The following is a 23,119-nucleotide window of genomic DNA, read 5'->3' as shown; positions in this document are numbered from 1 at the left end:
TCAACCTATGAATGCAGCCGAACTTATAAGTAAAGTATTCTTACCATTATCTCTTGCTATCATAATGCTAGGTATGGGAATGACTTTAATTCTTGCCGATTTTACTAGAATTATAAAATATCCTAAAGCAATTTTAATTGGTCTTACCAATCAACTTATCTTTTTACCTATTATTGGATTTTCACTAGCTATAGCTTTTAATCTAAATCCTGTAATGGCAGTTGGATTAATGATTTTAGCTACTTGCCCTGGTGGCCCAACTAGTAATTTAATAACACAGGTTTGTAAAGGGAATATTGCATTATCGGTCACACTAACTGCTATTGCTAGCATTATAAGTATCTTGACAATACCCTTTATTCTGTCTTATGCATTAGAATATTTTGGTAGTAACACAGATGTTACAATTAAATTACCCATAATAGATACTATTATACAAATAATGGGAATCACAGTTATTCCTATTTCGATAGGAATGCTTATTCGTAAATACAAAACCAATTTTGCAAAACGGATGGAAAAACCAATGCGCACTGCCTCAACAGTGATTTTCATACTAGTATTTATTGCAGTATTAGCTGCCAATGCTGATAAGCTAGTTGATGGAATGAAAGCAGCTGGATTAGTTACATTGGTACTTAATATAGCAACTATGGGCTTAGGGTACTTGACTGCCAAATTGTTTAAATTGAATTTAAAAAACGCTATCTCAATTACAATCGAAAGTGGTATACAAAACGGTACGTTAGCATTTGTAATTGCTACTTCAATATTAAATAATGTAGAAATGGGTATTCCAACTGGAGCATATTCTATTTGGATGTTTATAACTGGAGGAATTTTAATGTGGCAATTAGGAAAAAGACCTGATGTAGATTCTAAATAAAAAAATAATAAGCCCAACAAAGACTCGTATAATCAATTGCTTATTCTGTGTGTACTCGGAAAATCTTACAGATTTTTCTCTGGTTCGTTTTCCATTTACGAACTTAGTCCTAGCAAATGCAACTAACTATACACAAACATATTAAACAAACATCTAAAATATTTGATTAGCAGCATTTACGTGTTATAAACAAAAACCCTGCATAAAGCAGGGTTCTTATTTATAATGTATTGATGTTGTGATGCTGAATTCATTTCAGCATGGTACTATGCCACAAACAAAGGGTTGTCCTTCATCATGGTATTCACTTTATCTTTAATAGCTTCTAAAACTGATTCATCTTCATAATTAACAATAACTTCATCAATTAATTCCACGATAGCTAGCATATCATCTTCTTTTAAACCACGAGTTGTAACCGCAGAAACCCCTAAACGAATTCCAGATGTTACAAACGGTGATTTATCATCAAAAGGCACCATGTTTTTGTTTACTGTAATATCTGCTTTAACTAAAGCATTTTCAGCATCTTTACCAGAAAGATTTTTGTTACGTAAATCAATCAACATACAGTGATTATCAGTCCCGCCAGAGATAATATTATAACCCTTAGAAACTAAAGCCTCAGCCATAACTGCAGCATTCTGTTTTACTTGTAATTGGTAGTTTAAAAAATCATCTGTTAACGCTTCTCCAAAGGCAATCGCTTTAGCCGCAATAATATGCTCTAAAGGCCCCCCTTGATTTCCAGGAAAAACAGCGGAGTCTAATAACGATGACATTTTACGAAGATTTCCATTTTTTAAAGTAATTCCAAACGGGTTATCAAAATCCTGCCCCATCATGATGATACCACCTCTTGGGCCTCTTAGTGTCTTGTGCGTTGTCGTGGTTACAATATGACAATGTGGTAACGGATCGTTTAAAATCCCTTTAGCTATTAATCCGGCAGGATGTGAAATATCTGCCATTAAAATAGCACCAACACTATCAGCAATCACTCTAAAACGTTTAAAATCGATATCACGAGAAAATGCAGAAGCACCAGCAATAATCAATTTTGGTTGCTCTTCAGTCGCTATTTCTTGTATTTTATCATAATTTAAAAGACCAGTCTCCTGCTCTACCCCATAAAATACAGGATTGTAAAGTTTACCTGAAAAATTTACTGGAGATCCATGTGTTAAATGACCTCCATGAGATAAATCGAACCCTAAAATTTTATCACCCGGCTTTAAACATGCATGATACACAGCAGTATTAGCTTGACTTCCTGAATGTGGTTGCACATTTACGTATGCAGCACCAAACAATGCTTTCGCTCTATCAATAGCAATTTGCTCAACTTCATCAACGACTTCACAACCTCCATAATACCTTTTTCCAGGATAGCCTTCAGCATATTTATTAGTTAACACAGAGCCAGCAGCTTCCATAACCTGGTCACTTACAAAATTCTCTGATGCAATAAGTTCAATACCATGTAGTTGGCGTTCTTTTTCAGCTTGTATAAGTTCAAAAATTTGTTCGTCGCGTTGCATAAAATTAAATTATGGTTAAATATTCGGTAAAAATAGGAAATAGAATAATTAATTACATCAAAAAAGGTTTATTTACTTTGAAGTTTTTTAACCATGTTATTAACGGTTATATTTAATCTATATTTTCACCCATTTTTTCATTTAAAATAAAAAAAATGTGTAGGTTTGATGAGAATTTAATAAACTATAAATACATTTAAGTTATGCCGTTATCAGCTAACAATCCAGATAGAAAGTCGTGGTTACACGTAGATAAGAATTCAGATTTTCCTATTCAGAATATTCCTTTCGGCGTTTTCTTAACTCGAGATGATATCATAACCATAGGAACACGTATTGGTGATACAGCCATAGATCTTGGGGCTTTACATCAATTAGGTTATTTTAAGGATATTCCATTAACAGAGGATATTTTTCTTCAAGATACTTTAAATGATTTTATTGCAGATGGTAGAAAAACATGGCGTTTGGTTCGTAATAGAATTGCAGATATTTTTGATTCTGAAAACACATCACTTAAAAACAACAAAAAACATAAAGAAATTGTATTATTTCGTTTAGATGAAATTGAAATGCAATTACCTGTGCATATTGGAGATTATACAGATTTTTACTCAAGTAAAGAACACGCTACTAATGTAGGAACCATGTTTAGAGATCCTGATAATGCCTTATTACCAAATTGGTTACACATTCCAGTTGGGTACCATGGCCGTAGTTCTTCTATTATTCCTTCTGGCATTCCAGTTCACAGACCACAAGGACAAACATTGCCTGGTGATGCTAAAGAGCCTGTTTTCGGACCCAGTAAATTAGTTGATTTTGAATTAGAAATGGCGTTTATAACTACGGATGCCAACGATTTAGGAGAATCTATTCCAATAGAAGAAGCCGAAGAATACATTTTTGGACTCGTCTTATTTAACGATTGGAGTGCTCGAGATATTCAAAAATGGGAATATGTACCTTTAGGTCCATTTTTAGCTAAAAACTTCGCATCTTCAATCTCACCATGGATTGTAACACTTGATGCTTTAGAGCCTTACAGAGTTGAAGGTCCTAAACCTATAAAACCACAGCTTGAATACCTTAAATACAAGGGAAAAAAGAGCTTCGATATTAATTTAGAAGTTGCTATACAACCAAAAGGTGCCAAAGAAACAGTGGTTAGTAAGTCTAATTTTAAATATATGTATTGGAATATGGCACAACAATTAACACATCATACTGTTAATGGTTGTCCTGTAAACTCTGGTGATATGATGGGAAGTGGTACTATTTCTGGACCTACACCAGATTCTTATGGATCTATGCTGGAACTTTCGTGGAAAGGTGAAAAGCCACTAAAAATGAAGGATGGTTCAGAACGTAAGTTTATCAACGACCACGATACTGTTATTATGAGAGGTTTTTGTGAAAAAGAAGGGACACGGATTGGTTTTGGTGAAGTTTCTACAAAACTGCTTCCGGTTTTTAATCCTAAAAAAAACAAATAACAAAAACTTAATCTGTTTTTCTAGCCCATTACTGGCTATATTTGAAATTATTTTTTTGAAATAAAAAACTTACAATAAATAAAAATAAATTCATTTAAACGTGTTTATTGGCATTTTATCTGTTTTTTTAGTATTTTGGCACAACTATTGGGTTAACTCCCTAAGTAACCAATAACATTCATCCCATGAAAAAACTACTACTTTTTATAATAGGCCTTTCTATGCTTGTCGCTTGTGGCGGAAAAAAGCAAGTTGAGGCTGCTGTTAACTCTGGTAACTATGATCAGGCTATTACAACAGCGTTAAATAAGCTTAAGACTAATAAAAACAAAAAACGTAAATACGATTATGTTTTAATGTTGCAAGACGCTTATTACAAGGCGGCTGAACGTGATTTAAATGACATATCGCACTTAAAAAAAGATAAGAACCCTGAGTTATATAGAGAAATTTATGAAGCTTATTTGGATTTAGATGCGCGTCAGGAAGCTATAAAGCCTGTTTTACCTCTAGTTGTAAATGGCAAAAATATTCCTTTTAAATTCAATGATTATAGCAATGACATTGTACAATCTCGTGAAAATGTTTCAGATTATTTCTATGAAAAAGGTTTAGATTTATTAGAATTAGACGACAAATCACAAATTAGAGAAGCTTACAATGTTTTAAGTTATATAGAAGCTATAAACCCAAATTATGAGCAGACCAGAGATTTAATGAAAGAGGCTCACGAACGAGGTACTGCCTATGTAAGTGTAACGATTGAAAATCGTACTAATCAAATTATTCCGCAACGTTTAGAAGACGATTTGCTAAATTTTGATACCTATGGATTAAATCAATTCTGGACGGTATATCATGCGCAACCGAATAAAGATGTTAAGTATGACTATGCCATGCAATTACAATTAAAACAAATTAATATTTCACCAGAACGTATTAAAGAACGTGAGTATATTAGAGAAAAAGACGTTGCAGATGGTTGGGAATATGAATTAGACAGCAATGGTAATGTTGTAAAAGATAGTTTAGGTAACGATATAAAGGTTGACAAAATAGTTAGAGTAAAAGCACGATTTAACGAGTTTACTCAAATAAAATCCACACAAGTCATTGCAGATGTCGTGTATCTAGATATAAAAACAAAGCAGCTGTTAGACACTTTCACCATTGATAGTGAGTTTGTTTTTAGAAACCTTTTTGCTAGAATGAGAGGTGATAAAAGAGCTTTAGAATCTAAAGATCGAAAAATACTGGGAAACAGAAGAGTCCCCTTCCCCAGTAACGAGCAAATGGTTTATGATACTGGCGAAGATCTAAAACTAAAACTTAAAGATATTATTAGCTCTTATAAAGTTAGGGGCTGATTAAAAAACTCCCAATTTAAGTTGGGAGTTTTTTTATGGAATTTTTGGAGGTTATGCTTATCGACTTGATATTACATTGTTAGGTTTTCGTACTTCTACCTTTCATTCCTTATTTATGTACAAAAACAGGAACATTAGTTAATCATATTTATTATGAGTACCTTTGCAAAAGGATTACTAATCTTTTAGTATCAATCATTCACTATCATTTTTGTTGGTAATTAATCTCATTAGCAGACTTCGTACTTATAGTTGAATTATTAGGAAACTAGTCCATACATCAGAGTACTAATAATTAGTACACTAGATGCCTATATGGGCTCTTAGTTTTTTTTGATGGTATCTAAACATTTTATATGAATAGTGATTCAGACAATGATTGTGGTCAAAATCGCATAACCACAGCATTACTTCTTGCGGCTGGTACTGGAAGCCGCCTTTTTCCTTTAACACAAAACGCTCCCAAATGCCTTACTCTTGTAAACGATAAATCGATTCTTGAAAGACTTATCAATAATTTAAAAACCCAAGGATTTAAACGACTTGTTATTGTAACAGGTCATGAACAAGAATGTATCATGAATTTTCTTGGTGAAAAATCAGGAGACATTTGTATTGAATACGTTCACAGTCCATTATATAAAACAACAAACAACATTTATTCGCTTTGGATGGCTCGTAATATAATAAATGAGCCTTTTGTGCTTTTTGAAAGTGATTTGGTATTGAACTCTACTTTACTTGATAATATGGTTTATCCCGATAGGATGGCTGTAGCTCTTATGCAACCTTGGCTAAATGGAACAACAGTTTCTATTGATCATACCAATAATGTTACTCAATTTCAAAAAGGAACTACAGAATCTTATTCCGATATCCGATATAAAACTGTTAATATATACAGCTTTTCACTTTCATCTTGGCTGGCAATTGTCAAAAACTTGAATAAATATATTAGTGCGGGCAGTGTTAACTGTTATTATGAAACCGTTTTTTCTGAAATGGTGGATAATAAAAGTCTGAGATTTGAATCGGTTTCGTTTGACAATAAACCATGGTATGAAATTGATAACATGAAAGATTTAGCTAAAGCTGAATTACTTTTCCCCAGTGAAGTTAGAAAGTTTGCAAAATTTGAAAATGCATTTGCATAATAATGTTAGGATAAAAATACTATGGAAAGCAGATACAAAACACAAAAAGAAAAATACGAATATATATCTAAACAACATGGAGGTTATTATCGGCACAATTTTACTGACCATGCATACTTGTATAACCTATATTTTCCACCAAAAGCCGTATTTACACATCTAAAAGATAATATTCACAACCTCGTTCTGAATTATCCAATGGCACAAGATGCACTTGCCGAACTTATTGGTGAAATTATAGATCAACCTACCGAAAGAATTGTTGTAGGAAATGGGGGTGCAGAAATTATAAAAATACTGTCAGGAAGTTTAGCAAAAAAAATAATTATTCCCGTACCATCTTTTAATGAGTATGCTAATGCGGTACCGAATGGACAAGCTGTGGAGTTTCCACTTGAATTCCCTTCTTTCCAACTCGATGTAGACAAATTTGCAGACGAAGCTATAAAAGTTGGTGCAGATATGGCAGTGGTGGTTACACCTAATAATCCGACATCGATATTAGTTCCAAAGGGTGATTTAATTCGACTGGCTGAAAAGCTTAAGCATCACAATTGCATGCTTATTATCGATGAATCATTTCTTGATTTTGCAGACAACAAAGAGCAAATAAGTCTGGAGCAGGATATTGAGAAATATCCAAATATCGCTATTCTTAAAAGTATGAGTAAGGCCTATGGAATATGTGGGCTTAGAATTGGATATCTGTTAACGGCTAATATAGATTTTGCTCAGTCTGTTCGTAATGGAGTTCATATTTGGAATATTAACGGGTTTGCTGAAGAATTTCTTCGGATACTTCCTAAATACAAACAAGAATTTGAAGATAGTTGTAAAATAGTTAAATCTGATAGAGACCTTTTTTACAAAAAACTATGTGCTATTTCTGGAATGCAAGTTTTTAAACCCGATGCAAACTATATCTATTGCCGTTTACCCGATACAGCTTTAAGTGGCCCTGAAGTAACAAAACGACTTTTCATTGAGCACAATATTTATATAAAAGACAGTGCTGGAAAAACCCAACCCGAGGCCAACAGATATATTCGGATTGCTAGTCGCACTAATGAGGAAAACGCTAAACTTATTGAAGCGTTGAAAGATGTCATGTATGTAAAGGACAAATAAGATGAACGAAAAAAAACAATTAGGCATGCTTACTTTTGCCAAGGATTTACCGAATATTTGCTCTTTATTAGGGTTGTTCTGTACTGTATTAGCCATCTATTTTGCCATAAAAGGAAATTTTCCAGCATCAATTATTGGCATGTTATGGGCCGTATTATTCGATTGGTATGATGGAATTATAGCACGTAAAATGAAAGGAAGAACAAAAGAACAAGGTGTCTTTGGAGTTCAGCTCGACTCTATGATAGACATTGTAAGTTTTGGTCTTTTACCAGCAATATTACTTTTAAGTTATGGAAATTATAATATATGGTTTATACCAGGCGCTTTTTTAATTATTGCTGCCAATGCCATTCGGCTAAGCTATTTTAATATTTATGGTCTTATTGATGGTAAAACTTATATGGGACTTTCTGTTGACAACAACGCAATCATCCTTGCTTTTATCTTTTTATTCGAAAACCTCTTCCAACATGCTACTTTTTCGATACTTCTTTATATCATTATAATTATTCTATCGGCTCTTAATTTATCCTCCATACCAATACCCAAATTTACAGGAAAGTGGGTGTATGTATTAATAGTATATGTGTTAGTTATGACAAGTTTTTTTGGATATCAATTATGGCGTTGATTAACAATTATTTATCTCTTCTCAAAAACCCCAAAAAGTTCTTGTTCTGCTCTGCTTGAATGAGAGGTGATAAAAGAGCTTTAGAATCTAAAGATCGAAAAATATTGAATAATAGAAGAGTCCCCTTCCCTAGTAATGAACAAATGGTTTATGATACCGGAGAGGGTTTAAAACTCAAGCTAAAAGATATTATTAGCTCCTATAAGGTTAGAGGTTAGTTAAAGAGGCTGGAAAAGAAATAGATCTAATCCAGCCCAGCCTTTTAGATCTTAAAACTTTTCTTAGTCTGAAAAATAGTTCAACTATTCTTTTATCTTTTAAATATAATAGGCTTATACTAATTAGCTAAAGGTCTAAAAAATGTCATTCTGAATATTACCTTCGAAACAAAATATATTTACTTATTAAGCAGCCTTGTTTTACACAAGTTTTTTAAGGCTAAGCTTATCGTACTCATATCAGATTAGTTACATGGCTTAAAGCACCAAATTTTAAACCTTCATAAAAAAAGACTTATTTGAATTCGAGTGACGAAGGGCTATAGAGTCATTTATTGCTATAAAACATTTTTTTTAGTACTTCCCTTTTCCTTTACTTAAGGAAATTAATATAATTGCCCACTTTTCGTCGTTATTGAAAGAAGGTTGAAAAATTTCATCCTCTCTAATAAATAATTTCTTCTCATCAATCAATGCACTAGGAAACAAGTACTTATTCTTTAATAAGATTACGCTCTCAAATCTAAAGGCCTGATCATTAATAAAAAACTAAAGAAAAGAAAAGAAAAGGGTCATTGTTGTTACAATCATAAGGAGTTATATATGTAATACTTATCCTATATAAATATAAAAATACCCATTTTGCCCTATTTTTTCAGACTACTTTTTTGTTATTCTTTGCATCAAATTTCAAAAAAACGTTACAAATCTTAACATTTAAATTTTTAACCTATGAAACATTATTACATTTTAATCATTTATTTAATAATCTCATTTGCCAGTTTGGGCGCTCAAAATGACGGGTCTATAGATACCACTTTTAATCCTACAGATACTGGTTTTGGTCATGGAGATGGTGCAAGTGATACCGTTTTAGCTACGGCTGTTCAAAATGATGGAAAGATCATTATCACTGGAGAATTCAGATTATATAATGGCGCATCAGCTTATTACCTTACCCGCTTAAATAGCAATGGCAATTTAGATACAAGTTTTAATACAGGTACAGGAGCAAGTAATAAAGTACTATCAACAGCTATTCAAAGTGACGGAAAGATTTTTATCGGTGGAGATTTTACATCTTATAATGGCACAGGAGTTAACAGAATAGCTCGATTAAACAGCGATGGTAGTTTAGATACAAGTTTTAATATAGGTACAGGAACAAATGGTATCGTTAAAACAATAAGCTCTCAAAGTGATGGGAAAGTTATTATTGGTGGAGATTTCACAACATACAATGGCACAATAGTTAATAGAATAGCTCGATTAAACAACGATGGTAGTTTAGATACGAGTTTTAATACAGGGGCAAGTGCAAATGGTAGAATTGATACAATCAGCCTTCAAAGTGATGGAAAACTTATTATCGGTGGAGGTTTTACATCATATAATGGCACAGGAGTTAATAGAGTAGCCAGATTAAACAGTGATGGTAGTTTAGATACGAGTTTTAATATAGGCACTGGAGCTAATAGTTTAGTTTTAACAACGTCTGTTCAAAGCGATGGAAAAATTATTATCGGCGGCTTTTTAACAGCATATAATGGCGCGGTTACTAGTAGAATGGCCCGTTTAAACAGTGATGGTAGTTTAGATACGAGTTTTAATATGGGCATAGGAGTTAATGCGATAGTTTTAACAACGGCTATTCAAAGCGATGGAAAGATTATTATCGGTGGAGGTTTCACATCATATAATAACACAGGAGTTAGTAAAGTAGCGCGATTAAATAGCAATGGTAGTTTGGATATGAGTTTTAATATTGGTACACAAATAAATGATGTCGTTAATACAACCGCTATTCAAAGTGATGGAAAGGTTATTATCGGTGGACGTTTTACAGCATATAATGGCGCAAGATTCAATAAAATAGCCCGATTAAATAGCAATGGTAGTATAGACATGAGCTTTAATAAGGTCACAGGATCAAATAGCATAGTTCATTCAACAACAGTTCAAAGCGATGGAAAGATCATTATCGGTGGCTCTTTTTCAATATATAATGGCACCACAGTTAATAGAATAGCTCGATTAAACAGTGATGGTAGTTTAGATACGAGTTTTAATATAGGTACTGGAGCTAATGGTACCATTTATGCAACCGCTGTTCAAAGTGATGGAAAGATTATTATAGGTGGAGATTTTACAGCATATAATGGCACGGGGGTTAATAAAGTAGCCCGATTAAACAGCGATGGTAGCTTAGATACGAGTTTTAATATTGGCATAGGAGCTAATAGTTTAGTTTTAACAGCAGCTGTTCAAAGTGATGGAAAGATTATTATAAGCGGCTATTTTACAGCTTTTAATGGCTCTTTAGTTAATAGAGTAGCACGATTGAACACCAATGGTAGTTTAGATACGAGTTTTAATATTGGTACTGGAGCAAATAATGCAGGTGTTTTAACAACAGCTATTCAAAGCGACGGAAAGATTATAATCGGTGGAGATTTTACAGCATTTAATGGCACAGGAATTAATAAAATAGCACGATTGAACACCAATGGTAGTTTAGATACGAGTTTTAATATTGGTACAGGGTCAGCTGGTAACATTTTAACAATAAGTATACAAAGCAATGGAAAGATTATTATCGGTGGAGATTTCGGAGCGTATAATGGCACAGGAGTTACTAGAGTAGCTCGATTAAACAGCGATGGTAGTTTAGATACGAGTTTTAATATTGGCACTGGAGCCAATAGTAGAGTTCGAACAACAGCTATTCAAAGCGATGGGAAGATTATTATCGGTGGCGTTTTTACCAACTACAATGGTATTGGAAGAAATAGACTAGCACGCTTAAATAGTAATGGCAGTTTAGATACGAGTTTTAATATAGGTACAGGAGTTAATGGCACCCTTTATTCAACAACTGTTCAAAGCGATGGAAAGGTTATTATTGGTGGAGATTTTACCAGCTATAATACCACTGGAAGAAATAGACTTGCAAGAATTAATACGTCAAGCGGCTCATTAAGTACAGAAGACAATACTATAACACCTCATAGTATACAAGTATCAAAAAACAATAACATACTATATATTGAAAACGCAAAGAGTGAAATTGAATCTGTAACGATATTTGATATTACAGGAAAGCGTATTTATAATAATAGAAATGTTAACAATTCTATATTAGAAATACCAGGTTTTAATACAGAAAATAAACTTTTAATAATAGAAGTTATTGATACTCATAAAAATAGAGTAACAAAAAAGATTATATAGTTAAATTAAGATAAAATATCATAGAGAGAGCAGACCTGACAGGTTTTAAAAACCTGTCAGGTCTCTTAAAACACAAATGCAGATTATGTAAATTATTATGATTCAGCTATAGTTGAATCATTCACAATTTTTAGGATAGCATCAAAAAAATTTTATAATAAAATTTCAGCGGGTTTAACTTATATAGTTGAACCCGTTTTTCAAATATATAGTTAAGAACTAATTAAGTATCAACCCTCCAGTTATGGAGATTCTCGCCTTCCATTTTTTAGTGATCTGTATCAAACTGTGTCATAAAAATTAAGCAAAAAAGAGGCTGTCTAAAAAGTAATATGTTTTGTCATTCAGAGCGTAGCGAAGAATCTTATAGTTCTATAGATCAACACATTATATTTTAAAGAGATTCTTCACAGCTTCGCTGCTACCTTCTAAACAAAATATATTTTGTTTCTCGGTAATATTCAGAATGACACTTTTTAGACAGCCTCTTTTTTATTATTCATACATTTTATTAGATACTCTCATTCTAAATAATATTAAAATTTAAAGCAAACTCAATTAACTTTATTTTATTCTCAAAACCACTTTTTTTGTAAATGTTTTTTTTATGTTTTACAATGGTATGGTGAGATAGAAACAATTTGTTTGCTATGTCATAAACATTTAACCCTTTACATACCCATTTTATCACTTCGCGTTCTCGTTTTGAGAATGAAGTATACAACTCTAAATGCGTTTCTAAGTACTCTGATGATTCCAAAATCGTATTTACTTCAGAATAAAACTCATCTATATTGGTCATAGGAGTTGTTACACATTGAAATACGCCTTTTTCAATATCAATTTTGGCGCAAGTAAAATAAGTAATGTATTCTGTTTCATCCAACATTTTTAAGCGTTGGTTATATGTTAATATTTCTGTTTCATTCTTTTTAGTAGCAAAATCAAGCAACAAATTAACACAGCGCGGAATATCATCAGGATACATGATCTCTTCAAGAAATTTTGATCCAGCTTTTCTAATTTCCTCTATCGTTTTTCCATATATTTTACATCCCCTATCTTCTAAATATAATAGCTCAATCGTTTCTATATGGTTTTCATGATAAAATCCGAGAAAATTTTCTGGTTCTTCATTGTTTTTTGCTATTTGATTTTTTAAAACGGTTATAGAAGACTCTATGACATTATCTGTATTCATAAATGGATTTTAAATTTGGAACAAAAAAAGTAAAAAGCATAAAAGTTTTTTACTTCTAATTTTTTATAAATGTTTATTTGATGGTTTTTAACAGTATGTTCTGATATGTTTAAACGTAATGCAACTTCTTTCAATGTACTTTCTTGAGACAAATGTTTACACACCAATATTTCTCTTGGAGTTAAAGCATTGAATTTGCTTAAATTCGATTTTATAAAAGAAGCATTATCAAACAGTTTTAAAGCATCATAATTAAACACTTGAAGATCTTGTATAGGAACACTTAAATTTAAAATACGTTTATCATCCAAAACCTTTCCTCTTGTATAGAACATTTTTTCTTGTTTTGATGTATGGAAATTAATGCGTTGCACAAAAGAAACGTGAGATTGGGTGTCCTTGTTTTTTAAATATTTGATATTGAGATCAATGGCATTTAACAAGTCACTCGAATTAACATATTTTTCTAAAAGAGGAAATCCTAAGGTATTTATTTCGGCAATATTTAAATCAAAATAACTTAAGATTTGATTATCAGCTTCTAAAACCCTAAAATCATCCAAAGAGTTGATATGCAAAAAACATGGAAGTAAGTCACTGATTTCTTCAATAGACTTGTCTTTAGATAAAATTTGCCTGCTAATTTCTGTAATACTAAAATTATTCAAAATAGGCTTTTTATGTTTGCTGAATATAAGCTACATTCATTGAATATTTTTTTCCCATTGTAAAGCTAATCGGATTGTATTTTGATTTATCAATACGTACAGATTCTCCATTTGGTATATTCGTCAAATCTCGAATTTCAAAATCACAATTTTGAATCCAAGATATTTGACCAATAATGTATAGAAATATTAAAATTAGTTTTATGTCCATTTGTTTGGGGCATTAACGACAAAAGCACTCAAAGTTACATTTATTTTGTAATTTGATATATACTAAGATGGAAAATCTAACAAAAAATTATTCAATAGTTTTCAATTAAACGAACATGTTTTCGAAACAAACTACCTTATAACTATATTACTAATACCACGGCGCATAGAATGTTTAAAAATAACTTGTGCTTTAGTAGCAGATTATTTTTCTATAAAACCTAATTGGGGTATCTGATTTAAAGGAATCCAAGGCATCACCTTCCCGTCTTTCGTTTCACTATTTCTTCCAAATATTTTATTTAATAATCCTATAGCAAATGTTCTATTTTTTTCATTCCTTCGTTGCCTATCGAACGTGCAGGAAGAAGAGAATTTCATCATAATTGTTAAGCATTAAAACAATTAAAGTAGCTCTACACTAATCATTTAACATGCTTATTTTGAATTTCATACAGTTATTTTTATAGATTTTCACTAAATTTGTTACACTATGAATCATTATAAATGTACATATTGTTCAGCACATTTAAACGTTAATGGATACATTGTACTTTCTTTCAAAAAGAAGCATGGTAAAAACGGTGTTATTTTGATGAGTGAAGAACTCGGTAATTATACTGTCTACCTTAATCCTGATCTAAAATTCGAAGAAGGGGAAAAAAGTGAATTTTATTGCCCCTGCTGTTCTAAATCCCTTCAGTTTAAAGAAGACCAGAATAAAGTTCGAATTTTCAAAACAGACGAAAAAGGAGAAGAACATACCGTAATCTTTTCTGCTATATTTGGCGAAAAGTCAACTTATCAACTTTCTGAAGAAAGGCAATTGTCGTTTGGAGAACATGCTATGAAATATTTAGACCCCACATGGTATCTAAAAGAATAGCCTCTTGGAGTTTTATTGTATATTTATTTATACAAATCTACTTAAATCAATCTCATTAATAGCACTATGAGACGCATGTGCAACCACTACCCCATTTTTAATGACTATTAACTGAGGTGATTCGTGCATCACTTGAAATTTATATCCTACTTCATTAGAAAGGTCTCGATAGTTTAGCAAATCCAAATAATATAAATCTAAATCTTTTTCGGTTAAATCGTAACTACTAACAAATTGCCTTATAACCATACTACTAATACCACAGCGCGTAGAATGTTTAAAAATAACCTGTGTTTTGTTAGCAGACTTTTTTTCTATAAAATCCAATTGAGGTATCTGATTTAAAGGAATCCAAGGTATCACCTTCTCTTCTTTAGTTTCATTAGTCCCTCCAAATATTTTATTTAATAATCCCATTGCAAATATTTTATCTTTTTCATTCCCGTGAAAACAGGAATCTTATTATAATTGTTAATTGAATAAATAAGTCGAATCATTTCTCCAACCTTACAAACCGACAAAAAGTCACTAAAAACAAGGCTTGAACCGACATTTTGTCTCTTAAAATGTATTGGTAAGATTATTGACTAAATGAAGTTGTAAAAGTAAAACAATAAAAAGATTAATTAAGATTTCCTCCTTACTGAAACAAGTTCAGCACAGGTCGAGGGAATGACAAAAAAAATATATTGATGAATTTAAATAATTATACAATAAAATCCCAAGAAGCCATTCAACAAGCACAGCAAATTGCTCAAGGCTTCTCACATCAACAAATTGAAAATGAACATATTTTTAAAGGCATTTTTGAAGTTGATGAAAACGTTTTACCATTCATTTTAAAAAAATTGAATGTAAATATCGCCATACTTCAACAAGCTTTAGACAAACAATTGGAAAGTTTTTCAAAAGTTTCTGGTAGCGAACTCATGCTATCACGTGAAGCGGGAAAAAGCCTTAATGAAGCATCAATCATTGCTAAAAAGATGAAAGATGACTTCGTTTCCATAGAACATCTCATTTTGGCTGTTTTTAAATCGAACAGCAAAATAGCGCAAATGCTAAAAGACCAAGGAATAAATGAAAAAGGCTTGAAAAGCGCTATTGAGGAATTACGCAAAGGTGAAAATGTGACCTCACAAAGTCAGGAGGATACTTATAATTCATTAAACAAATACGCAAAAAACTTAAATCAATTAGCAAAAGACGGGAAATTAGACCCAGTTATTGGTCGTGATGAAGAAATACGACGTATCCTTCAGATTTTATCACGTAGAACCAAAAACAACCCCATACTTGTTGGTGAACCAGGAACTGGTAAAACAGCTATCGCCGAAGGTTTAGCACATAGAATTATTGACGGGGATATTCCTGAAAACCTTAAAGACAAACAAATTTTTGCTTTAGATATGGGTGCCTTAATTGCAGGGGCTAAATATAAAGGGGAGTTTGAAGAACGTTTAAAAGCCGTCATTAAAGAAGTTACCACAAGTGAAGGCGATATTGTTTTATTTATAGATGAAATCCATACCCTTGTCGGCGCTGGTGGCGGGCAAGGCGCTATGGACGCAGCAAATATTTTAAAACCGGCTTTAGCCCGAGGCGAACTTCGTGCCATTGGAGCAACGACCTTAGACGAGTATCAAAAATATTTTGAAAAAGACAAAGCTTTAGAGCGTCGCTTTCAAAAAGTAATGGTCGATGAGCCAGATACAGAAAGTGCCATCTCCATATTACGAGGTATTAAAGAGAAATATGAAACACATCATAAAGTTCGTATAAAAGATGAAGCCATTATTGGGGCTGTTGAATTATCAGAACGCTATATTACCAATCGTTTTCTACCGGACAAAGCTATTGACTTAATGGATGAGGCTGCTTCTAAATTACGCATGGAAATCAACTCTAAACCAGAAGAACTGGATGTTTTAGATAGAAAGATTATGCAATTAGAAATTGAAATTGAAGCTATTAAACGAGAAAAGGACGAATCTAAATTAAAATCACTCAGATTGGATTTAGCCAATATAAAAGAAACTAGGAACGACATTAATGCAAAATGGAAAAGTGAAAAAGAGGTTGTTGATAATATCCAAAATACAAAGCAAGATATTGAAAATTATAAATTAGAAGCAGAACGTGCAGAACGGGATGGTGATTATGGAAAAGTAGCAGAATTACGCTATGGAAAAATCAAAGATGCTCAAGAACAACTTGAAACGTTTCAAAAACAATTACAAGCACAACCTGAAAACTCTTTGATTAAAGAAGAAGTAACTTATGATGATATTGCAGAAGTCGTTGCAAAATGGACAGGAATTCCAGTGACAAAAATGGTTCAGAGTGAGCGTGAAAAATTGCTTAGACTTGAAAATGAGTTACATAAACGTGTGGTTGGTCAAGAAGAAGCCATTGTTGCCGTTAGTGATGCCGTTAGAAGAAGTCGAGCAGGTTTACAAAATTCAAAAAAACCGATTGGTACATTCCTTTTTTTAGGAACAACCGGTGTTGGAAAAACAGAATTAGCTAAAGCTTTAGCAGAATACCTTTTTGATGATGAAAATGCCATGACTCGTATTGATATGAGCGAATACCAAGAACGGCATGCGGTAAGCAGATTGGTTGGAGCACCTCCAGGCTACATTGGGTATGATGAAGGTGGCCAATTAACCGAAGCTGTAAGGCGCAAACCATATTCTGTGGTGCTTTTAGATGAAATCGAAAAAGCGCATCCCGACACTTTTAATATTTTATTACAAGTATTAGATGAAGGACATTTAACCGATAATAAAGGACGTGTAGCAGACTTTAAAAACACGATTATTATAATGACCTCCAACATTGGAAGTCATTTAATACAAGATCGTTTTGAAGCTACTAAAGACATGGATTCTGCCATTGAATCGGCAAAAATAGATGTCTTAGGGGTATTAAAACAAAGTGTACGTCCTGAGTTTTTAAATAGAATTGATGATATCATCATGTTTACGCCTTTAAGCAAAGAACATATTACGGCTATTGTTGGGTTACAATTAAAAGCACTTACAAAAATGATAGGGCAACAAGGTATTACTTTTGATGCCACACAAGAAGCCATAGCTTATTTAGCAGAAAAAGGGTATAATCCGGAATACGGTGCAAGACCAGTAAAACGTGTTATTCAAAAAGAGGTTTTAAATGCTTTAAGTAAAGAAATACTAGCAGGAAAAGTGACTACAGATAGTATTATTTTATTAGACGCCTTTGATGATAAATTAGTTTTTAGAAATCAAGTATTAGAAACAAAACGCTAAAAATCAAATACTTATAAATTACAACAAAAATCAATAAGTTAATCCTTTTATTTGAAATTTAAGGTGATTGTTCTTTAAGCAATCACCTTATTTTAAATAGCATATATATAAATATACCATTTAGTATATTTTTTATATATTTGTATCATCATGACTACAAAAGCAGAGCTTACTTCGCAATATATTTTAGAAACTATTGCTCCCATTTTCAACAAAAATGGTTACGCAGCAACCAGTTTAAGTGATATAACTAATGCTACAGGTCTAACTAAAGGTGCTATATATGGTAATTTTAAAAACAAAGAAGATTTAGCAATAGCCTCTTTTAAATTCACTGTTAAAGCTATGATGAAAAGAATTGCAGATCATTTGTCTATTAGCGATTCTCCTATCGAAAAGTTATTTCTCATAACCGATTTTTATAGAAACTACTATGACTACAGCAAGCAACTTGGTGGTTGTCCAGTTTTAAATATTGGTGTAGATGCAAATAATCAAAATACTCTTTTACTTCAAAAAGTAAGACAAGTTATTGAACGTATTCAAGACCAAGTAGCAACCATAATTGAGGATGGTATTGAAGCGGGAGAAATCTCGTCAGAAGTAAATGCTATGTATTTTGCTAAACGATTAGATACCATGATACAAGGTGCCATATTTATGACCTACACCATGGATGATGATTTTTATATCCAAGATACTATGGATTTGATAGATGATATCATAGGCAAAGAACTAAAAATATAATATTTTTTTAACCAAAAATATACCATTTGGTATATTAAATAACATACATATGAATCAATTATTAGACGTTTTACGAAGCAAAACAAAAATCAGATTTCAAGACTGCGACCCATTTAATCATTTAAACAATGGAAGTTATATCAATTATTTTATGAATCATCGTGAAGATGCTTTGATAGATAATTATGATATAGATATTTTTAAAATGGCAAAAAAAGAAGGTAAGGGATGGGTTTCTAGCAGCAACCAAATTGCTTACTTAAAACCCGCATTTTTAATGGAAACTGTCGTTTTAGAGTCTCAATTAATACGTTTCACAAACAGTCAATTACATGTAGAAATGCGCATGTATAACGAAGACAAAAGCCATTTAAAGGCCATCATCTGGTGCGGTTTTGTTCATTTTAATTTATTGACACAAAAACGAGAAATACACACAGAAGATTTAATGCAACTTTTTGAAAATGTTAAGAATCCTGTCAACGTATTTACATTTGAAGAACGTTTAAATCAATTAAAATCGAATGCAATCGTAAAAACTTAATTCAACCAATATTTACTTTGTTACACTTAATGAACTCGTTTAAACTAAAAACATCGTTTTTATAAAATTTATTTATAAACTATACTATTTCTCATTTGATATAACCAATATATTAATCTGACAAAAACCTGTATAAACCAATACAACATGTGATATTTATAAATTTGTATAAATAATCATCAGATGTATTTTTGAAAATTCCTACAAATCAATTTTAATACAGTAATATGAAGATAAATTAGTTAGCTATGGTATGATTATTGTTAATAAAAATATGTTTTTATGTAAATTTTATATCATTATAAATATGTAAATTTGTTTTTGTGTATAGCACCAAAACTATACACAAATAGTAATAATTCTGGTTTATCCCCTTAATAAACTCTTAAAACCTACTTATAACGATGGATATATCCAAGTATATTGATTATACACTTTTAGACCCTACTTCTACAGAACGTAATATTATAGATCTATGTCATGAGGCAAAAAGAAATAGCTTCTATGCTGTTTGCGTTAATAGTTCATACGTAGCATTAGCAAAACAACTATTAGAAAAAACAGATGTTAAAATTTGTTCAGTTATTGGTTTTCCTCTTGGGTCTATGGCAACAGCTTCAAAAGTTTACGAAGCAAAGCAAGCTATTAGTGATGGAGCAGATGAAATTGATATGGTTATTAATCTTGGATTTCTTAAAAGTAAAAATTATGTGTCTGTTTTAAAAGATATCACCGATGTTAAACTTGCCATGGGAGATAAACCTTTAAAAGTTATTTTAGAAGTTTCTGAGTTAAACAAAAATGAAATCATAAAAGCCTGTGAAATTTCTCTAGACGCCAATGTAGATTACATTAAAACATCTAGCGGGTTTTCAAAAAGTGGAGCAACATTAACTGTTGTTAAAATTATAAAAAAAACAGTTAAAGATTTTATTAAAATTTGCGCATCTGGTGGTATTAATGACGTTGAAACTGCTACAAAATATGTTGACATAGGCGTTAGTAGAGTTGCTACTTCATCAGAATTTAAAATAAAACAATCCGTGTAAAAACAAATTTCAGTATAAAAACGACAAAAAAAGGCTTTGAAAATGCACGTTTTCAAAGCCTTTTTCTTTTTAGACAAGCGGAAAAAAGTTAAATTTTTACAAGTCTTAAAAACTGATTAAAGTCATTGTTCGTATATAAATTAAATGACATCTTAACTTATTCAAAGTTTATTTGAATAATAGTATTAACTTTAACTAGCCATATGAGACCAATCAATCAATATATAGATCATACACTTCTAAAAGCAACTGCCACAACAAATGATATTGCTATGCTTTGTGAAGAGGCAAAAATACACAAGTTTTTCTCTGTTTGTATAAATAGCTGCCATGTGGCTTTAGCCAAAGAAAAATTACAAGACAGTGACGTTAAAATTTGTAGCGTTGTTGGTTTTCCTTTAGGATCAATGAGCACTAAAGCCAAAGTAGCAGAAGCAACCTTAGCTTTAAATAATGGAGCAGATGAAATTGACATGGTCATTAATCTTGGTTTATTAAAAAGTAAAAACTTTGATGGTGTATGGAAAGATATTGAAGCTGTAAAAAAGTGTATGCCAAATAATATCTTAAAAGTTATTTTAGAGACATGCTATCTTGAAGAATTAGAAATAATCAAAGCCAGTGAATTAGCTATACAAAGCGGTGCAGATTTTATAAAAACATCAACAGGTTTTGGGCCAGGTGGAGCTACATTACATGACGTGAAACTTATGAAAAGTGTTTGTTCAAATGGTACTAAAATAAAAGCCTCTGGAGGCATAAGAGATTATAAAACAGCTATGGAATATATTAATTTAGGTGTTGATCGTTTAGGTACTTCATCTGGGATTGCCATTCTAAAAGGTGCTTCTTCAAATTCAAACTACTAAAATGAGCGTACATATAGAAGCGAAAAAGGGAGACATTGCTGAAACTATTTTACTTCCTGGTGACCCTTTAAGAGCTAAATGGATTGCGGAAACCTTTTTTGAAAACCCCGTGTGCTTCAATAAAATAAGAGGCATGTATGGATATACTGGGATTTATAACGGGAAACGAGTTTCTGTAATGGGAACAGGTATGGGAGTGCCTTCTATTTCTATTTATGCACACGAGCTTATTACCGAGTATGACGTTAAAAACTTAATACGTGTAGGTAGTGCCGGATCCTACCAAAAACATGTAAAAATTAGGGATATTGTATTGGCTATGGCTGCTTCTTCAAATTCTGGTGTGAATGAATTACGATTTGGCGGTGCCGACTATGCCCCTACTGCTAATTTTGAGTTATTTCAAAAAGCAGTAGAAGCAGCTAAATCTAAGGGTATACCTTTAAAGGCTGGAAACGTTTTCACTTCAGATGAGTTTTATGAAGACGATTTCGAATCTTATAAAAAATGGTCGAAATTTGGAATACTATGTGTAGAAATGGAAACTGCCGGTTTATATACTATAGCTGCGAAACATAGTGTAAAAGCTTTAACCATTTTAACAATTTCTGATTCTTTAGTGACCGGAGAACGCACTTCTAATAAAGAACGAGAAACTACTTTTAAAGAAATGATAGAAATTGCATTAGAACTAGCATAATTTTATGATAGTAATTTCTAAGACACTTCTTCTTCAAAATATTAAATTTGAAAACCATTCAGAATTAGTTGAACTCATGGCCCGTATCTACCCGCCTCCATACAAACATTTATGGAAAAATGAAGACTGTCGTTGGTATTTAAATAAGTGTTACGGTTTAATCAACTTAAAAAAAGAATTAAATAATAGGGATGCATTTTACTATTTTGTAATTAATAATTCAAAAACCGTGGGGATCTTAAGGCTGGTTATCAACCAACCATTAAAAGAGTTCCCTAATCAATTAACGACATATTTACACCGCATATATTTAAGTAAAGAAGTGCAAGGAAAAGGTATTGCACAACAGTTATTTAATTGGTCTGAAAAAATAGCAAAACAAAACGACAACAAACTTATTTGGTTAGAGGCTATGGATACTCAAGATCAAGCTCTGAAATTCTACAATAAGCAAGGTTATAAAACAATTAAAAATATGACATTAGAATTTGATCGCATTCATAAACATCTAAGAGGGATGTTGCTTATGAGTAAAGCATTGTAGAAAAGCCATATTCATTATTCAACTTTTACCTGCTCAAGATTAATTCTTGATAGCTCTTTTAAACTGTTAATTCCATATAAACTATCCAAAGACAACAAATTTGCATTTTTACTAAGAGGTTTAAAATTAATATAATCTACAAACCTTATCCCCTTTATATAACGTTCGTTATAAGCCTCTCGAAAACGTAAGCCTACACCATCATCTTCGGCATAAGAATACCCCAAATAATCTACTTTAAAAGTTTTAGTATCTACCCAATAGATAAACTCATCTTCAAAATCTTCACCACCGCCATCTTTATTAAAGGTGATTTTTATTTTATGATATTCTTTGTTCTTAATATCGATTCTCCCCAAATATTCTTTATTTACCGCAGGGTTATTTAAACCATATGGTAATACTGAAAAGTAATGGACTGAGTTTACAGAACTGCTATACTTTACAGCCATACTATCTGGTGTATCAACAAAATCGTCATTTACAAAACGCTCAAAACCCTTATTTGTTAAAATATCTAAAATTGAATCGGTGGTATTTGTAGACAAACGCCCGTATAAAAAATCGCCTTTATTACGCTTAGCCAGATAATGTTTATCTCTAAAATTAAAATGGATGCTTGATGAATCTAATAATGCGCCTCCTGAAACCTCAATAGCTCTATCTATAATAAATTGTGCATCATTGTTTTCGCAGCTTAAGAGGGTAGCCACAACAAAAGAAAATAATACTATCTGTTTAAAGAATTTCATA

At 32.0% G+C, this 23,119-nt stretch carries 22 protein-coding genes; 15 read left to right on the top strand and 7 right to left on the bottom strand.

Translation table 11 applies throughout. From position 1 onward, the window contains the following. Positions 1 to 7 precede the first annotated feature (7 nt). Entirely contained in the window at positions 8 to 886 is an 879-nt protein-coding gene (locus tag Q4Q47_RS21590) for a bile acid:sodium symporter family protein (protein ID WP_303308805.1), read from the top strand. A 266-nt stretch (positions 887 to 1,152) separates the two neighbouring features. Here Q4Q47_RS21590 and glyA read toward each other — a convergent pair whose 3' ends face one another. Next, entirely contained in the window at positions 1,153 to 2,427 is a 1,275-nt protein-coding gene (gene glyA / locus Q4Q47_RS21585) for a serine hydroxymethyltransferase (RefSeq protein ID WP_303308804.1), read from the bottom strand. A gap of 203 nt (positions 2,428 to 2,630) precedes the next feature. Between glyA and fahA the strand changes: the two genes are divergently transcribed. The 6 genes from fahA (at position 2,631) to Q4Q47_RS21555 (ending at position 11,655) form a co-directional block, all read left to right on the top strand. Beyond that, positions 2,631 to 3,923, top strand: coding sequence for a fumarylacetoacetase (fahA, locus tag Q4Q47_RS21580; RefSeq protein ID WP_303308803.1), 1,293 nt, complete (start codon positions 2,631 to 2,633; stop codon positions 3,921 to 3,923). 185 nt (positions 3,924 to 4,108) lie between these two features. After that, positions 4,109 to 5,290 (top strand): hypothetical protein, encoded by a 1,182-nt coding sequence (locus Q4Q47_RS21575; RefSeq protein ID WP_303308802.1) that lies wholly within the window; start codon positions 4,109 to 4,111, stop codon positions 5,288 to 5,290. Between the two features lie 356 nt (positions 5,291 to 5,646). After that, a complete protein-coding gene (locus Q4Q47_RS21570) occupies positions 5,647 to 6,444 on the top strand; it encodes a phosphocholine cytidylyltransferase family protein (protein ID WP_303308801.1) in 798 nt (265 codons plus the stop codon). 21 nt (positions 6,445 to 6,465) lie between these two features. After that, positions 6,466 to 7,572 carry a pyridoxal phosphate-dependent aminotransferase gene (locus tag Q4Q47_RS21565; protein WP_303308800.1) on the top strand — a complete coding sequence of 369 codons (1,107 nt, stop codon included), beginning with the start codon at positions 6,466 to 6,468 and terminating at the stop codon, positions 7,570 to 7,572. A 1-nt stretch (position 7,573) separates the two neighbouring features. Next, entirely contained in the window at positions 7,574 to 8,206 is a 633-nt protein-coding gene (locus Q4Q47_RS21560; protein WP_303308799.1) for a CDP-alcohol phosphatidyltransferase family protein, read from the top strand. Between the two features lie 950 nt (positions 8,207 to 9,156). Beyond that, positions 9,157 to 11,655, top strand: a complete 2,499-nt coding sequence (locus Q4Q47_RS21555) for a T9SS sorting signal type C domain-containing protein (protein ID WP_303308798.1) — start codon at positions 9,157 to 9,159, stop codon at positions 11,653 to 11,655. 526 nt (positions 11,656 to 12,181) lie between these two features. On the opposite strand, the gene Q4Q47_RS21550 is transcribed toward Q4Q47_RS21555, so the two are convergent. From Q4Q47_RS21550 to Q4Q47_RS21535, 4 genes are all read right to left on the bottom strand, one after another. Further along, positions 12,182 to 12,856 carry a helix-turn-helix transcriptional regulator gene (locus Q4Q47_RS21550; protein WP_303308797.1) on the bottom strand — a complete coding sequence of 225 codons (675 nt, stop codon included), beginning with the start codon at positions 12,854 to 12,856 and terminating at the stop codon, positions 12,182 to 12,184. After that, entirely contained in the window at positions 12,853 to 13,524 is a 672-nt protein-coding gene (locus Q4Q47_RS21545; protein WP_303308796.1) for a helix-turn-helix transcriptional regulator, read from the bottom strand. The genes Q4Q47_RS21550 and Q4Q47_RS21545 overlap by 4 nt, the downstream gene beginning before the upstream one ends. Positions 13,525 to 13,534: 10 nt before the next feature. Next, positions 13,535 to 13,735 carry a hypothetical protein gene (locus Q4Q47_RS21540; protein WP_303308795.1) on the bottom strand — a complete coding sequence of 67 codons (201 nt, stop codon included), beginning with the start codon at positions 13,733 to 13,735 and terminating at the stop codon, positions 13,535 to 13,537. Between the two features lie 203 nt (positions 13,736 to 13,938). Continuing rightward, positions 13,939 to 14,118 carry a hypothetical protein gene (locus Q4Q47_RS21535; protein ID WP_303308794.1) on the bottom strand — a complete coding sequence of 60 codons (180 nt, stop codon included), beginning with the start codon at positions 14,116 to 14,118 and terminating at the stop codon, positions 13,939 to 13,941. Between the two features lie 109 nt (positions 14,119 to 14,227). Here Q4Q47_RS21535 and Q4Q47_RS21530 point away from each other — a divergent pair, with 109 nt between their 5' ends. Next, positions 14,228 to 14,620 carry a hypothetical protein gene (locus tag Q4Q47_RS21530; RefSeq protein WP_303308793.1) on the top strand — a complete coding sequence of 131 codons (393 nt, stop codon included), beginning with the start codon at positions 14,228 to 14,230 and terminating at the stop codon, positions 14,618 to 14,620. Positions 14,621 to 14,647: 27 nt separating this feature from the next. Here Q4Q47_RS21530 and ytxJ read toward each other — a convergent pair whose 3' ends face one another. Next, positions 14,648 to 15,037, bottom strand: coding sequence for a bacillithiol system redox-active protein YtxJ (ytxJ, locus tag Q4Q47_RS21525; protein ID WP_303308792.1), 390 nt, complete (start codon positions 15,035 to 15,037; stop codon positions 14,648 to 14,650). Between the two features lie 275 nt (positions 15,038 to 15,312). Between ytxJ and clpB the strand changes: the two genes are divergently transcribed. The 7 genes from clpB (at position 15,313) to Q4Q47_RS21490 (ending at position 22,366) form a co-directional block, all read left to right on the top strand. Next, entirely contained in the window at positions 15,313 to 17,913 is a 2,601-nt protein-coding gene (gene clpB / locus Q4Q47_RS21520) for an ATP-dependent chaperone ClpB (RefSeq protein ID WP_303308791.1), read from the top strand. Between the two features lie 150 nt (positions 17,914 to 18,063). Continuing rightward, a complete protein-coding gene (locus Q4Q47_RS21515) occupies positions 18,064 to 18,660 on the top strand; it encodes a TetR/AcrR family transcriptional regulator (RefSeq protein ID WP_303308790.1) in 597 nt (198 codons plus the stop codon). A gap of 49 nt (positions 18,661 to 18,709) precedes the next feature. Beyond that, positions 18,710 to 19,204 (top strand): acyl-CoA thioesterase, encoded by a 495-nt coding sequence (locus Q4Q47_RS21510; protein ID WP_303308789.1) that lies wholly within the window; start codon positions 18,710 to 18,712, stop codon positions 19,202 to 19,204. A gap of 404 nt (positions 19,205 to 19,608) precedes the next feature. Then, complete coding sequence (gene deoC, locus Q4Q47_RS21505) at positions 19,609 to 20,253, top strand: deoxyribose-phosphate aldolase (RefSeq protein WP_303308788.1); 645 nt, start codon at positions 19,609 to 19,611, stop codon at positions 20,251 to 20,253. A gap of 203 nt (positions 20,254 to 20,456) precedes the next feature. Then, complete coding sequence (gene deoC / locus Q4Q47_RS21500; RefSeq protein ID WP_303308787.1) at positions 20,457 to 21,122, top strand: deoxyribose-phosphate aldolase; 666 nt, start codon at positions 20,457 to 20,459, stop codon at positions 21,120 to 21,122. Position 21,123: 1 nt separating this feature from the next. Next, positions 21,124 to 21,822 carry a purine-nucleoside phosphorylase gene (gene deoD / locus Q4Q47_RS21495; RefSeq protein ID WP_303308786.1) on the top strand — a complete coding sequence of 233 codons (699 nt, stop codon included), beginning with the start codon at positions 21,124 to 21,126 and terminating at the stop codon, positions 21,820 to 21,822. A 4-nt stretch (positions 21,823 to 21,826) separates the two neighbouring features. Next, positions 21,827 to 22,366: a GNAT family N-acetyltransferase gene (locus Q4Q47_RS21490; protein WP_303308785.1), complete on the top strand. Its 540-nt coding sequence runs from the start codon at positions 21,827 to 21,829 to the stop codon at positions 22,364 to 22,366. A 14-nt stretch (positions 22,367 to 22,380) separates the two neighbouring features. Here Q4Q47_RS21490 and Q4Q47_RS21485 read toward each other — a convergent pair whose 3' ends face one another. Continuing rightward, positions 22,381 to 23,118: a DUF6503 family protein gene (locus tag Q4Q47_RS21485; protein WP_303308784.1), complete on the bottom strand. Its 738-nt coding sequence runs from the start codon at positions 23,116 to 23,118 to the stop codon at positions 22,381 to 22,383. Position 23,119 lies beyond the last annotated feature (1 nt).

The sequence above is a fragment of the Flavivirga spongiicola genome (assembly GCF_030540825.1).
GTDB classification, from domain to species: domain Bacteria; phylum Bacteroidota; class Bacteroidia; order Flavobacteriales; family Flavobacteriaceae; genus Flavivirga; species Flavivirga spongiicola.
This window is presented reverse-complemented; position numbering and strand designations above follow the sequence as displayed.

What these genes read in the sequence shown, in the direction of transcription:
- Q4Q47_RS21565 (WP_303308800.1), top strand. Translation starts at nt 6,466, where the DNA reads ATGGAAAGCAGATACAAAACACAAAAAGAAAAATACGAATATATATCT.
- deoC (WP_303308787.1), top strand. Translation starts at nt 20,457, where the DNA reads ATGAGACCAATCAATCAATATATAGATCATACACTTCTAAAAGCAACT.
- Q4Q47_RS21570 (WP_303308801.1), top strand. Translation starts at nt 5,647, where the DNA reads ATGAATAGTGATTCAGACAATGATTGTGGTCAAAATCGCATAACCACA.
- deoD (WP_303308786.1), top strand. Translation starts at nt 21,124, where the DNA reads ATGAGCGTACATATAGAAGCGAAAAAGGGAGACATTGCTGAAACTATT.
- Q4Q47_RS21575 (WP_303308802.1), top strand. Translation starts at nt 4,109, where the DNA reads ATGAAAAAACTACTACTTTTTATAATAGGCCTTTCTATGCTTGTCGCT.
- deoC (WP_303308788.1), top strand. Translation starts at nt 19,609, where the DNA reads ATGGATATATCCAAGTATATTGATTATACACTTTTAGACCCTACTTCT.
- Q4Q47_RS21510 (WP_303308789.1), top strand. Translation starts at nt 18,710, where the DNA reads ATGAATCAATTATTAGACGTTTTACGAAGCAAAACAAAAATCAGATTT.
- Q4Q47_RS21555 (WP_303308798.1), top strand. Translation starts at nt 9,157, where the DNA reads ATGAAACATTATTACATTTTAATCATTTATTTAATAATCTCATTTGCC.
- Q4Q47_RS21535 (WP_303308794.1), bottom strand. Translation starts at nt 14,118, where the DNA reads ATGATGAAATTCTCTTCTTCCTGCACGTTCGATAGGCAACGAAGGAAT.
- Q4Q47_RS21490 (WP_303308785.1), top strand. Translation starts at nt 21,827, where the DNA reads ATGATAGTAATTTCTAAGACACTTCTTCTTCAAAATATTAAATTTGAA.
- Q4Q47_RS21530 (WP_303308793.1), top strand. Translation starts at nt 14,228, where the DNA reads ATGAATCATTATAAATGTACATATTGTTCAGCACATTTAAACGTTAAT.
- Q4Q47_RS21515 (WP_303308790.1), top strand. Translation starts at nt 18,064, where the DNA reads ATGACTACAAAAGCAGAGCTTACTTCGCAATATATTTTAGAAACTATT.
- Q4Q47_RS21560 (WP_303308799.1), top strand. Translation starts at nt 7,574, where the DNA reads ATGAACGAAAAAAAACAATTAGGCATGCTTACTTTTGCCAAGGATTTA.
- fahA (WP_303308803.1), top strand. Translation starts at nt 2,631, where the DNA reads ATGCCGTTATCAGCTAACAATCCAGATAGAAAGTCGTGGTTACACGTA.
- Q4Q47_RS21590 (WP_303308805.1), top strand. Translation starts at nt 8, where the DNA reads ATGAATGCAGCCGAACTTATAAGTAAAGTATTCTTACCATTATCTCTT.
- ytxJ (WP_303308792.1), bottom strand. Translation starts at nt 15,037, where the DNA reads ATGGGATTATTAAATAAAATATTTGGAGGGACTAATGAAACTAAAGAA.
- glyA (WP_303308804.1), bottom strand. Translation starts at nt 2,427, where the DNA reads ATGCAACGCGACGAACAAATTTTTGAACTTATACAAGCTGAAAAAGAA.
- clpB (WP_303308791.1), top strand. Translation starts at nt 15,313, where the DNA reads ATGAATTTAAATAATTATACAATAAAATCCCAAGAAGCCATTCAACAA.
- Q4Q47_RS21540 (WP_303308795.1), bottom strand. Translation starts at nt 13,735, where the DNA reads ATGGACATAAAACTAATTTTAATATTTCTATACATTATTGGTCAAATA.
- Q4Q47_RS21550 (WP_303308797.1), bottom strand. Translation starts at nt 12,856, where the DNA reads ATGAATACAGATAATGTCATAGAGTCTTCTATAACCGTTTTAAAAAAT.
- Q4Q47_RS21485 (WP_303308784.1), bottom strand. Translation starts at nt 23,118, where the DNA reads ATGAAATTCTTTAAACAGATAGTATTATTTTCTTTTGTTGTGGCTACC.